The 14,335-nt window shown below is 61.6% G+C and carries 1 protein-coding gene; it reads right to left on the reverse strand.

From position 1 onward, the window contains the following. Positions 1–3: 3 nt before the first annotated feature. On the reverse strand, positions 4–14,268 hold the full coding sequence (locus tag GGR61_RS16825; RefSeq protein ID WP_260288199.1) for a hemagglutinin repeat-containing protein: 14,265 nt from the start codon (positions 14,266–14,268) through the stop codon (positions 4–6). Positions 14,269–14,335: the final 67 nt, after the last annotated feature.

Consider the following 14,335-nt stretch of genomic DNA (forward strand, 5'->3'; position numbering starts at 1 on the left):
CCGTCACGGATTATTGATTATAAATTTAATTTCTGGGCTGTAAGTGGTGCCGGATGCCGATTTTGGTATATCGATAGTCCACGCAGCACCAGTTTGCGCTGATGAGGATGAAAAATTTCTCAAGTTGAAATTGCCTTTTGACGTTTTTATCACATAAACCTCGCCCTTTCCAGGCACAAGTCGTGAACTGGGCAAACTTTCCGAACCGGTAAGCTCCAAGAAGTAATTCTTAATTTCTGTTTCGCTAGCCCCGGAGAAAATTCTCGCGTTTCCAGGATTAGGGATTTCAACTAATGAACGATTTCCCATGTTAATTCCTGACCTAGAATTAAGCGGATCGAAAAGTTCACGCAGTTCAACCTCGCGATCTAGCCCAGGCGGCTTCCAAAATTCTATTTCTTTGACGGGATGTTGCTTTACTGAAGTCCCTGCCTCACTGTCTGCATCTGCGGACGCAACAGATGGTCTCGTTGTTAACGCCTTGCCTTCCAAATCTGCATTTTTTATGGAATTACGGATGATATTTGTAAGCTGACCTCCAACCAGTGCTCCCGCCTCTCCAACAGCAATGCCTGCCCACATCAGGCGTTGAGTCGTCGCCCAATCTAGGCCTTCGACATAGCCGGCTTCCGCCCAACGCCCCTGATCTTTCAACAGGAGTTGATAGTTATTCTTGAGCGCAAGCTCATCATAGGGTCCGATCTGATCGCTATATCCGCTGAAGGCAATAGAGCCTATCCCCAGAATCACCCCTTTTCCAATGGAAACAAGGTCACCCCGCAGGCCGGCTTGCTTATCAGCAGCGTCATACCCAAGCTTCGTCCCTACAAATTGCAACTCCTTGTTTCTTTGACTTGGCGCATGGTCAGGACTATGAATGTCTTCAATATAGTTCTTTATCGACTGATCGAAGCGTGATCCGTAAAGCGCATTCAGATTGACCGTAGGATCCTTCCACTCTTGGCCAGTACTTTGGAAGAAGGCATGACGATCCCCCATCGAATCCGTGTAGTAGCGTCCTTTCGATCCTTCGACAAGGAAATCTTCGGTAAGAGCATCTGTGCCGTTCAGCGCAGCCCAGTTCTCATCCTCTTTTGATGCAGCAAATCGATTCAGTCTGACGCGTGCTTCTTCTTCCGTGAGAGTTAGCCCATTCTTTGCCATGTAGTCGATGTATTCCTCGACGACTTGGTCGCTCTTTAAAAACTTCACCTCAGAAGGGTGCAGCTGACGATTGAACCGATCGCCCGCAACTGCGATGCCTGCGCCTGATGCACCACCTAAAACACCGCCTATGGCTGCACTACCGGCCTCCATCAGGCTATTAAAAGTCTCGCTATCGGGGTCAATATGTTGACTGACCAAATAATCAGCCATGACCTGTTTGGCTCTCTCAGAGCCTGCAGCAGAAATGGCACCGCCAAGTGCACTCTCCCCTCCCAGTGCAGCTACGGCTGCACCTGTAAGGCCATGCAACAAGACCTTGTTTGCCCCTCCGTCACCCCAACTTTTTCTGCGAGCTAACGCATCTGCTTCTGCCGCTTTGTCCCCAGTGGCCCTTGCCGAGGCAAGGTCGAGTGCGGCCCGCTCTTGCATGCTGCTAGCCAAGTCACCTGCCATCCGGAAGCCAATCTCTCCAGCGAGCCCCATCATTTCCTGCTGGTCGGCCATCTTCTTCTGATCGAAGATCTCCTTCAGCCCGGACTGCTGCAACTCGGTTGCACTGCGATCCAACCCTGCCAGCGCGGACTCGTCGCCATTGCGGATCTGGATCGTGCCGGCCGCAATATCGCTCTTGGTCGTGCTACTTGAGCTGTCGCTGGCGTTGCCCAGCATGCTCAGTCCGGCACCGATGGCAACGCTGGCCATGCTGCTGCCCGTGCCGCCGGCCACCGAGACGCCACTGGTCTTGTACTCCGCCTTGTTCTGGAGGTCCTCGACTGTCAGGCTATCGGTGGACAGCCGATTGAGACTGGTATCGGCAGCGCTGGCAATCGCACCGCCGACCAACTTCGTGTTACCGCCCACTGTGATGTCGAAGCCTCCATTGCCCGCCTGGATGCCGCTCTGCTCGGTCACGCTGGTGTAGCTGCTGTTGACCTTCTGCTGGCTATAGCTGCCGCCACTGCCCGAGCCGGTCGCCAGGGTCAGACTGGCCTGCTGCTGCTTGCTCTTGTACTCATTGGTGTCCTGCTCGCTCTTGATCAGCAGATCGCCGCCGACATTGGCCAGGACCTTGTTGCCAACAGCTTGTGCACCCTGGATCGTAGTGTCGTTTCCGCTCACCAAGGTCAAGGTGTCGTTGGCAGTGACCACGCTTTCTGCGCGCAGATCGCTATTGCCCTTGGCGCTGCCCTTGCCTGCAGACACCGTGAGGTAGTAGCCAGTTACTGCACCGACACTGATGCCGATTTCACCGCCTGCGTTCTTGTTCTCCGACTTAGTGGTGTTGGTTTCTTTGTTGCTCAGCAAGTTGAGATTGTTTGCTGCAGCCAAGGCCACGTTTTCACCGGCAATTTTGCTGCCAATGACGTTGAGATCGCCACCAGTTGCCGCGATGGTGACATCACCATTGCTGAGGATGCGGCTACCGCCGGTGGTCTCTTCGTGTGTGGTTGTCTTACTCGACGAACTGCTGGCACCGATGCCAAGGCGCAAGCTTACCCCCGTCGCATTGGCGGCACCTTGCGCACCATCGGCTGCGGCGGCGCCGGTCTTTGTCATGTTTCCGGCAACTGCTTGGCCGTCGTAGCCCTTCAGGCCATTGCCAACCAAGCCCACGGTGTCGCTGACCGCGTAACCCGCCTTGGCGGCATAGAGCGCCTTCAGGCGATCGTCTTCAACCTCCGACCCCCGCTTGACTGCGCCGTAGATCGCCTGCGCGGCGTCTACAGCGCTACCGGTCAACCCCAAGGTAATACCAGCACTCTGCTGCTTAGAGGTCTGCACCGTATCCACGGTATTTTCCGCCGCCGCAATCGTGACTTCCTTACCCACGATCGTGGTGCTGGTGGCGCTCAGCACATCGCTGCCGGTAATGGCCACCTTGTTGCCAGCGGTCATCGTCACCGAGCCGTCGGTGCTGCCGACCAGGCTGCCGCTGTTGGTGACCTCAGTGACGTCCAGGCCGTCGGTCTTCTTGGTGACGCCCAATGCGACGCTGAATCCGCCGCCGCCGTAGAGACCCGACTTCTTGACGGTCTTTTCGTGTTCCTCGCTGTGCGTGTTTTGCACCGTGTCCAGCGTGAGGTTGTTGCCTGCGGCCAGTACCACATCGCCGGTGCTGGCAACCTGAGCACCCTGCGACAGCAGATCGTTACCCGCAGCGATCTGCACCGTGTCGCCACTGAGCGTGGTGGTAACCGCCACGGTGTCGTGCCACTCGTCATGCGTGGTGGTCGTCTTGCTCGAGAACGTGCCCTTCTTCTTTTTGGTCATATCCTGCACGGCGTCGTGCTGCTCGCTGGCGGCGAGCAGGTTGACGTCGTTGCCCGCGGCCAGGCTGATAGCACCGTTCTTGCTTACAGCGTTGGCGGCGGTCAGGGTGATGTCGTTGCCGGCCTGCATGGCCAGATCGCCGCCGGCACTGAACTCGGTGCCGTAGACGGTTTCGTCGCGGGTCGCGGTGGTCTGCTTGAAGCGCTTGCGCGTTTCCAGGGTGTTGCTGGTGTCCACCGTGGTTAACGTGCTGGCATTGATGTCGTTGCCGGCACTGATACCCAAGCCCTTACCGGCGTCCAGCTTGGCGGCGAGCAGGTTGAGGTCGTTGCCTGCGCTCAGGACCAGGTTGCCGCCGGCAGTGAGCGCCTGCTGGTCGATGGTCTGGGTGGTCGTGGTGGTGGTGACGCGGGTCTTGCCGTTGCGGCTCTTGTAACTGTTGGTCTCGCTCTCGTTGAGGACGGATTCGACGGTGAGGTTGTTGCCTGCTGCGGCGATGAGATCACCGCCTGCGGTGACCTCGGCCTGGCGGATGGTCAGGTCATTGCCGGCGGTCAACTGCAGGCTATCGCCGGTGCTGATGTTGGTGCGCGTGGCGACCTTGCCATCCAGGCCGGTGGCCGGGGTCAGCGAGAGGTTGTTGCCTGCCTGCAGTGCAGCGCTGCCGCCGGCCTTGATGGTGACGCCGTGCAATTGCAGGTCGTTGCCTGCCGAGACCACTAGATCCCTGCCGGTGATAACCGATACGGCGTCACCACCACGCAGCAGGCCATTGTCGTCGCGCAAGGCGCTGGGCGTGAGACTGAGGTTGTTGCCTGCGATCAACGCCGCGCTGCCATCGGCCTGCACGCGGGTGCCGGTCAACGTCATGTCATTGCCGGCGAACAGTTGCAGGCTGTTGCTGGCGCTGATGCCGGACAGGATGCCAACACCGTTGATGGCCTTGGTCGCTTCGCTGACCAGGTTGTTGCCTGCCACCAATGCCACGTCGCGGCCCTGGATCTGGCCCTGGTTGAGCAGGTCGTTGCGTGCCTCGAGCGCCACGCTACCGGTGCCGCTGATGCGGCCCTGGTTGAGCAGATTGCCTGCGGTGATGCTGACGTCGGCACCGGCAATCACGCCCTGGTTGCTCATGGAATTGGTGGCGTTGAGCTCGACGTTGCCGCCGGCAATCAAGGCACCATTGCCGCGCAGCTGCAGCGAGTTGGAGGCCAGATAGACCACCGGCACCAACACTTTCTGGCCCTGGTAGTCCTGCTCCACCATCCATACGATGTCCTGCGTGAGTGCGGCCGCCTGTTCGGCGGTCAAGCCGACCCCCATGCTCAGCTGCAGCTGCCCTGCCGCAACCGCACCGGCTTCCAAGAGTGCGCGGTACTGCGCCACGCCATCGGCGTAATTGCCCAGATAGCGGCGACCGGTGAGCTGGGTGATCTGGTCCAGCACTAGGCGCTGCTCATAGAAGCCATCGCCCAGGCGGGTCTGGGTCCACTCCGGGTCCACGCCCAGCTTGTCCAGCAGGAAGTCGCTGCTGATGAAGTTGTCGTAGTTGACGAAGCGCGGGTCGGTCTCGATCAGGTAACGGCGGCCGGGGCCATTGCTGCGCCAGGCGTTGATGCCGCCCAGACCGTTGGCGGCGCGGCCCATGGCGGTGCGATCGGTGCCGGTGCCACTGGACAGGCGATACAAGCCACCGATGGGCAGATCGATCTGCGTCAGCGAGGTCTGCTCGCCGCCAACGATATTGGTGACCGGAATGGTGGCTTGGTCGACGCGGGTGCGACTCACGTTCGCCCCGGCCGTCACGCCGGTGCCGGTAGCAGTGGTCTGTACATTTGATTGATCGACCGTGCTGCGTACAAGCCCGCTATCGTTCGACATGACCGGTCCGACCGACATCGCGATGATGCCGCCGGACGCGGCCAGGGCTGCGTCTTGCGTGTTGGCGTCCACCTGCGTGCCTGCGCTACCGGCAGTGCCGGTAGCGACACGGATGCTGCTTGCACCGCCGTTTGCACGACCGATCACGGCTTGGCTGCCAACATTTGCGGCGGTCTGTCGGGTACGGCCGTTCAAGCCACCCTGCGCGCCGACACCATGGAGCGAGGCGCCGCTGATGGCGCGACCGTCGCTGCCGACAGCGCCGTTGCTGATGTTGGCGCCGTTGATGCTGACGCCTTGGCCGCCGGTCATGCTTGAACCAAGGGCAAGATAGCTACTATCGATAATCGAGGAGGAAAGCGAGTTCTGATCAGACTCGTAATAGCAAATTATCGGACGCTGGTTGGGGCGCTGCATACAATCATCGATCACGCCCCAAACTTTGTACTCAACATCCGACTGCCGCACACGCTGCTTCAATGCTAAAGCCTGATTGAGTACCGCGGCATCATCTACGACCGTTCCATCGGCAAGTCCTCCGAGCCCTCTCTGGTTAAGCCATAGGTTGGCAGCTGCGGCAATTGTTGATGCCGTGTTATTGATGTTTCCTGAAATACCGATATTGCCCCCCGCAACGATACGAGCTTCGGCACTGGCGGCGGTCAAGCGCTCACGATCAATAACTGAGTAGGTGCGGTAGACGCCCGGAGCATGACCAGTCCAAGGCCGGGAAGCTGTAGCGTTGTTGGGCATCTCTATCTGACCACGCTTGATCACCTCCTCGCCTGGCAGTGTCGCATTCGCTGCGATCCGCTCCTCGTTACTCAAGGGGCCGCTAACTGTCTGGATTACTCTTCGTGTGTTATTCAGCTGATTAGCAGCAATCAAAATACTCCCATCAGCCTCGATACTGCCCGACAGATTATTCACCACACCCGTACGCGACACCAGCGTACCGCCACCGTCCTGCGCGCCACCGATGGCGATACTGCCCAAGCTGAAGATGCGCGCGTCGCGGTTGAGCAGCTGGTCGCGCACGACGAGGTTCATGTTGCCGGTGGAGCCGAGCAAGGCCGAGCCATAGGCAGCATTGCCCGTAGCACCACCGAAGTCTGCGCCGTTGACCAAGGTGCCGGTATTTACCGAGACATTGCCGCCGACGATGCTGCCAGTGTTGTAGATGCTGTTTGCCACCAGCGACAGCGCGCCGTTGCCGGAAATGTTGCCTGCGTTGTCGATCACGTTGCCGCCGTTGAGGCGGGTGTCGTTGGATACGATGTTGGCACCAGCACGGTTAGCGATGCTGCCGGCCGTGATATCCAGGCGACGCGTTGCCTTGAGCGTGGCCTCGTTGACCAGGTTGCCGCTCACGCGCAGGTTGAAGTCGCCATTGCTGACCAGGTCGGCGCCGGCGCGATGGGTGTAGTCGCTACGCAAGGTCAGATCGAGCAGGTTTTGCGCCAGGATGCTGCCGCCGCCGTCGAAGCCGACGGTATCGATGAGCACATCACCGGCACCACCGGCCGCGCTGCCGGCACCGATCTGGCCACCTGCATTGTTTAGATTCTGCAGGTTCAAACGCACCGATTGCTCGGCCTTGACCTTGCCGTTCTGATTGTCCAACGTGGCGCCTGCGCGCTGCAGCAGAAAATTCGTGCCGGCGTAGATACTTCCGCCCTGGTTGTTCAAGCCATTGGTATTGGCGATCAGATCGCCACCGGCGACCAGCTGGCCACCATTGTTGGCGATGTTGGCGGCATCGATCACCACGCTACCGCGCCCACCGAGGTTGCCGCTGGTGTTCACCAAGGCACCGCCAGTGGTGATGCGCGTCAGTCCACTGCCGTTATTGACGATGCTGCCCTGGCCATTGTCGATGCGCCCACCCGACGCAGTCAGTGTATTGCCGGCGTCGAGCTGGCCGCCGCTATTGAGCAGCGCACCGGTGACAGCGACATTGAGATCGCGCCCGGCGCTGAGCTTGCCGCCTTGGTGATTATCGAGTTGGCCGCGTGCAGTGACGCTGAGATCGCGCCCCGCTTGCAGACTGCCGCCGGCGCTACTCAGATTTTCCGCAATGATCACTGCATCGGTACTGGCGCCGATCGTGCCATTGCCGTTGTCCAGGCCACGCGTGAGTTCCACGCGCGCACTGCCGCCCACACCGGCGTTGGCGACCGATTGCACCGTACCGCCTGCATTGCTGAGGCTGTCGGCACGCAAGGTCAGTGCACCCCCGCTGGCCTGCAGCAAGCCGTTACGGTTGTCGGTGGCGCCGCTGCTTTGCACGTTCAAGCCACGCGCGGCAACCGAACCGCTGACGTTGTTGAGGCTGCCTACCGTCAGCGTTGCATCGCCGGCTGCGGCAATCGCGCCGCTCTGGTTGTTCAACGTGCCGGTTGCGCCCAGGCTGAGCTGGCCCTGGGTCAGGATGCGTCCGTTGGTATTGCCGAAACCACCACGGCTGGTCACCGACAGGCTGCCGGTGCCGGCATGTTCAATGCGCCCTTGGGCATTTTCCAGGCTGGCTGCAGTGACGGTCAGTGCCTGGCCATTGCTGGCGATGGTGCCGGCGGTATTATCGATCGCGCCACCGACGCTGATGCGGGTCAGACCACTGCCGCTTTGCACAACACGGCCACCGGCGTTGTTCAACCTGCCGCCGTCGATGCTGAGCTGGCTGGCCTGCATCTGGCCGCCGACCGTGTTGAGACGACCGTTGTCGATACTGCCGACGGCCTGCACGCTGAGCATGCCACCAGCGAGCAGATCGCCTCCACGATGATCGAGATTGCCGCCGGTCGTCAGTACCACGTTGCCGGTGGCGCGTGTGCTGGTGCCAGCCAATTGCAACTGGCTGCCTTGCGCGGTGAGGTTGCCGCCTGCCAGCAGTTTGCCGGAGGCACTGAGCTGGCGATCGGCAATCAGGCTCAGCGTACTTCCGCTGCCGAGGCTTCCATCGGCCTTGATACCGGCACCCGCCGTGCCGGCAATGCTGATCTCGCCAGCACGAAGGGTTAAATTACCCGATGCGGTGGTCTGCCCGGCATTCTCGATGCGCGCGCCCTGCAGACCCAGCGTCGTACCGCTGACAGTCCCCTGCTGCCGCAACACGTTATCGCTGGTCATACTGATCTGCTGAGCGCTGACCTGGCCCGCAACATCCAAGTCGCCCTTCGCGCGCAAGTCCAGCGTGCTGCCTGCACTCAAGGTGCCGTTTTGTGTCAGCGTGCCATCGGCCTGAGCGGAGAACGCGTTGGCCGATGCCAGACTGCCCGCCAGTTGCAGATTGCCGCGGCTGATCAACTCGACATTGCCAAGCTCGCTACCCAGCTGACCGCTACTGCTGAGTTGCGCCGCTTCGACGCGCAAGCCGGCGCCTCCGATCAGATCGCCGCGATTGTCCACCGCACCGCTGGCAATCACGCCCAGACGTTGCAGGCCGTAAGCCTGGCCAGTTTGCTGCAGCGAACCGACGCCCAACGTCAGTTGGTTACCCGCGCGCATGGCGCCGGCGTTATCCAGCAAGCCCGAGATGGCAAACGTGGCGTCGCCTTGTGCGAGCAGCACACCGGCCACGGCATTGCTCGCGCTGGCGGCCGTAACGTTCAAGGCTTGCCCAGCGACGACTTGCGCTGCGTTGGTCAACGCACCGCTCGCGCTCAACACTACATCGCGATCGGCCTGCACCACCCCGGCAATCGCAAGGTTGCCAGTGCTGCGCAAATTCACGTCAGCGGCCGCATCGAGTGCACCACGACTGTCAATCGCAGCACCCTCCAGGTTGATCGTGCCACTGCTTTGCAGCACTGCAGCCTGCCCGGTGGCGACGCGTGCGCCGCGCAGATTGGCATCACCCACCGCGACCGCCTGGCCATTCAAGGCCAACGCGCGCTGCGCCCGTAGATCGAGCAGCGACGCAGACTGCAGCGTGCCGGTGGCGGTCAGGTCGCGCTTGGCCTCCAGCGCGACGGACTGCGCTTTGAGCGAGCCCGCTTGTTGCAGGTCACCACCAGCGGTTGCCTGCAGTGCAGTTGCTGCGGCGACGACGCCTTGCAGCGTCATGTCGCCCTGACTGGTCAGGATGACGTCGGCGGCTTCGCTGCCGAGCTGCCCGCTACTGCGCAACACACCCGCATCCGCCCGCAGCGCGTCCTTGGCGATGAGGGTGCCGCGATTGTCCAGAGTGCCGATCACCTTGGCGGCCAATGCCTTGCCCGCGATGGCCGTACCGCTCTGATCCATACTTGTTGCGGCGATGCTCAGATCCCCGCCACTCTGCAGGCTGCCGGCGTTGCGCAAGGTACCGGTCGTCAGCGAGACGCTGCCATCGGCCGCCAACACCCCGGCGGCCACATTGTCGACCCCACCGGCTTGCACCGAAAGATCGCGGCCAGCAAACACCTGGCTCGCGTTACCGAGCGTACCCGTCGCGCTCAGCGCAACATCTCGACTGGCCTGCACCACGCCTGCGAGTGACAGGTCACCGGTACTGCGCACGTGCAGATCGGTTCCGGCATCGAGCGTGCCAAGGCTGTCGATTGCCGCGCCATCCAGCGTGATTGTGCCGCCACTCTTGAGCACCGCATCGTGCCCGGTAACCACGGCGTTGCCGCGCAGCTTGGCGTCGGTGAGCGCCTGTGCCTGGCCATTCAAGGCCAGCATCCGCTGCGCCTGAAGATCCAGCGTGGACGCCGACAGCAGCGTGCCGCCGGCAGTCAGATCACGACCAGCCTGCAGGGTTATCGACTGTGCATTGAGCGAGCCGGCTTGCAGCAGGTCGCCACCAGCCGTTGCCTGCAATGTGGTTGCTGCCGCCACCACGCCTTGTAGATCGATGGTCTTCTGGCTGGTCAGTGTCAGTGCGCCATTCACCGAACCCAGCTGCCCACTGCTGAGGATATTGCCCGCAGTGATGGTGAGATCCTTGCCTGATACCAACTGGCCCGCATTTACGAAGGCATCGGTCGAAGTGATCGAGACCGCATCGCCACTATAGACACGGCCGCGCTGCACCAGCGAACCTGCTGTCAGCTCAAGACCTTGCTCACCATGCAAGGTGCCGCTGTTGTCCAGCACACCCGCAACATCCACATCCAACTTGCGCAACGCGCCCAGGGTTGCGTCCGCAGTGTTGTTGGCGCTGGCAGCACGTACACTCAGATCGCGTGCAGCAACGACGTTCGCGCCATTGCTCAATGCACCAGTAGCGGTCAGCGCGATGTCGCGCCCGGCCTGTACCACGCCGGCCAAGGTCATATCGCCTGCACTGCGCATGCCCAGATCGGTCGCCGCATCGAGCGAGCCACGGCTATCGATGGCTCCGCCATCCAACGTGATGGCGCCACCGCTCTGCAGCACTGCTGCGGCACCGGTCAGAATATTCGCGCCGGTGACACGTGCGTCGCCCTTGCTCGATGCTTGTCCATTCAACGCGAGCGTGCGCTGTGCCTGCAGGTCCAGCGTGGATGCCGATTGCAGGTTGCCGCTTGCAGTGAGATCACGGCCGCCCTGCAACACAACCGACTGCGCCTTGAGCGAGCCAGCCTGCTGAAGGTCGCCGCCGGCAGTTGCGCGCAGTGCTGTGGCCGCTGCAACCACGCCCTCCAGTTGCAACGTACCTTCACTGGTCAATACGACGTCGGCAAGCTCACTTCCCAACTGCCCGGTACTGCGCAAGGTGCCCGCATCGATCTGCAGCGTATCCTTGGCGATCAGGTTGCCGCGATTGTCCAATGTGCCCGCAATCGTGGCGTGCAGCGTCTTGCCGGAAGATGCGCTCCCGCTCTGGTCAATGCTTGCTGCGCTGATGCGCAAGTCGCCACCGGCCTGCACCCGACCGGCATTGGTCAGCTGCGCGGCAGTGGTTAGGGTCACACTGCCCTCACCCGCCAACAGGCCAGCCGCAGTGTTATCCAAGCTGCCTGACTGCAGCGACATATCTCGGCCCGCAAACACCTGCGCCGCGTTATTGAACGCGCCGCTGGCGCTCAAACTGACGTCGCGCCCACCCTGTGCAACGCCTGCCAGCATCAGGTCGCCCTGACTGCGGATTCGCAGGTCGCCACCGGCATCCAGCTTGCCCTGGCTATCGATCGCAGCACCGTCGAGCGCGATCGCACCAGTACTCTGCAATACCGCATCCTGGCTCGTCGTCAGCATGGCAGCACGCAGCGAAGCATCCCCACCGACCCAGCCTTGCGCTGCATAACGCAGTGCGCGTTGCGCACGCAGATCAAGTGTGGAGGCCGATTGCAAGGTGCCGGCAATAGTGAGATCTCGCCCCGCTTCCAACGATGCAGTTTGTGCTCGCAATGATCCGGTCTGCTGCAAATCGCCCGCCGCGTCAGCGTGTAACGCCGTTGCAGCGGCGACCAAGCCTTGCAATGCGATATCGCCCTGGCTACGCAGGCGAACGTCTGCCATCTCGCTGCCGAGTTGTCCGCTGCTGCGCAAGCTGCCTGCATCGATCTGCAGCGTGTTCTTGGCAATGATGTTGCCAGTGGTGTCGAGGGCACCGATAACCGTTGCCGAGAGCGTGTTGCCTGAACTGGCACTACCGCTTTGCCTCAGCGTGCCTGCCGCTAGCTGCAGATCATTTGCTGCGTACAGAGTGCCTGCATTGTCCAATAAGCCAGTCGTGCGTAGACGTGCATCGGTATCGGACGAGAACGCGGCACCCTGCGCATTACGCAACGATGCTGCATCCACATCCAACGCAGCGCCCGCGATCACTTTGGCACGGTTATCCAGGTCCGTGCCCGCCTGCAATCTGGTGGCGCCGGCACTTTGCACGGTTCCGCTCAACGACAGATCAGCCGCACTTGCGATACGCAGATCGCCGCCGGCGTCGATCAGGCCATCATGTTCGATGGACGCGCCACGCAACTGCACTGCGCCATCGCTGCGGAGTTGTCCATGCTGACGCAGGGTTCCATTCGCCTGCAGATCGATATCGCCTGCCGACCGCATGACGGCATCGCTGATGAGCTCGCCGGTTGCGACCATGGTCAATGCACCACGCGTGGTCTGCAGCGTGCCCGAGAGATCGGCATCGCCGCCGCTTCGAAGGTTCATGCTGCCCGCATTGACGGTGCCGGAGAGCTGCGCCCCCGCACCGGCATCCAGGGCCAATACGCCGCCTGCCACAGTGTTCCCGCGCAGGCTCAAATCAGTGCTGCTGCGCAGCGTGGTATCACCGCGCTGACTGCCGATATCGCCGCTGCTTTCCAGCGTTGCGGCATCCACTGTCAAGGCATTGCCAGCGACAAAGCCGCCGCTGTTGACCAAACCACCAGCAATCGTCACCTGCCCATCGCGCGCGGCAGACAGGCTGCCCGCTGTGGTCATGCTGTTGGCCTGGATGCGCAGATCACGTCCGGCGTAAGCGCTACCGGCGCTGCTCAATGCACCAGCAGTGCGTAGATTCAGATCTTCGCCGGCAGACACGGCACCGCGCTGCGCGATATCAATGCTCGCCGCGTCCAGGACGACAGCATCCGCCGCAACCAATTGCCCCTGCACATCGAGTCGACCACCGGCCTGTACATCAGCATTCTGCCCGGCTTGTGCCAAGCCGCCCAAACGTACGTTGCCGCTCGCGTTCAAGCGCAGCGCTGTCGCCGCGTCCAAGGTGCCGAGTGCGTCGATCGTGAGTGCATTCAGTGCAATGGCAGCACCACTTTGCAACGTGCCGGTCAACGCAATCCGTGCGGCGCGTACAGTGACGCCTGACCCGCCATACGCGACACCGCCGCTGCGCAGCACGCCGTCAGCGCCCAGGTCCAACGCACCGGCCGCATGCAGGCTGCCATCGGCATTCAGTTCCGAACCGAACAGACGGATCGACCCTGCGCTACTGCGTCCGACATGGCTCAATGTGCCACTGGCCTGCGCATCCAATGCAGCACTGGCCACCAGATCGCCGGCCAGATTCACGCGCACACCCCGCAGACGCACATCCCCCTGCTGCGAACCCAGGACGCCACGCTGATCCAGATCTCCTGACGCGCGTAGATTGACGCCATCGCGCGCTACAGTGGTGCCGCTCAGGCTGATCTGGCCTGCGCTGTCGATCTGCAGATCGCCGCTCTGCGCAGCCAAGGTGCCACGGCTCACCACGCCCACACCCGCCTCGGTGGCGATCAGGCGAATGCGGTCGGCGTACATGCCGCCAAGCTGCGCCACGTCGATACCGATCGATGGGGCTGCGCCATCGGCGCCCGGCACCATGTCGAGCAGCATGCCGTCGTAATTGATGCGTCCAGCGCCTGCAGCCGCCACCAGTTCTTTGGTCCAGATCGAGCCATCGACGCTGAGCTGGCGGGATAGCAGATCCAGGCGATCCACATTGAACGCGTCCAGACCGTTGTTGCCGATGCTGAGCGCACCGCCGGTGATGGTGAAGCCGTTCAACGCACCATCGCTGCCCAGATTGGGCGTGCCAGTGGTCAAGGTAACGCGCGAGCTGTTGAGAAATCCGCAACCGTCGCAGGAGATACCGTTGGGATTTGCGATCACCAGCTGCGCCTTGGCGCCGGCGATTTCGGTGTAGCCCTGCAAGCGACTGCTTGCCGAGGTCACTTCGTTGAGGATCAGCGACGCAGCACCGCTGCGCTGTAGATTGTCGTTGCCGGCAACATAGCCGCCCAGTTCCGTCTTGGAAATCTGCGCACTATTGTTAAGGATCAACCCATTTGGGCCGACGTTGAAGTTGCTGTATCGGTTGTGCGAAATGCCGCGCGCATTGGGCGCGACGATGTCCACCACCGGCACGCCATTGACCGCGACCTGCTGGCCAGGTGTCTGCCCACCGGGGTTAGGCGTGGGCGCAACCTGCGCCCACGCCGGAAACGATGTCCAGGTCACCGTGCAGCACAGCAACAACGCAAGCGCACGCTTGCTCTGTTCGACCAGGTAACCACGCACGCGCATCGCCTCGGTATCCATCGCTTCTCTCTCGCCGCCCGCAGGCGTCATCAATCAACAAACGCGCGGCCGGCTGGCGGCGCGATCC

The organism is Xanthomonas sp. 3058, from assembly GCF_014199765.1.
GTDB lineage: Bacteria > Pseudomonadota > Gammaproteobacteria > Xanthomonadales > Xanthomonadaceae > Xanthomonas > Xanthomonas campestris_B.

Excerpts from the sequence above, each read along its gene's own strand:
- GGR61_RS16825 (WP_260288199.1), bottom strand. The coding sequence starts at position 14,268 with ATGGATACCGAGGCGATGCGCGTGCGTGGTTACCTGGTCGAACAGAGC.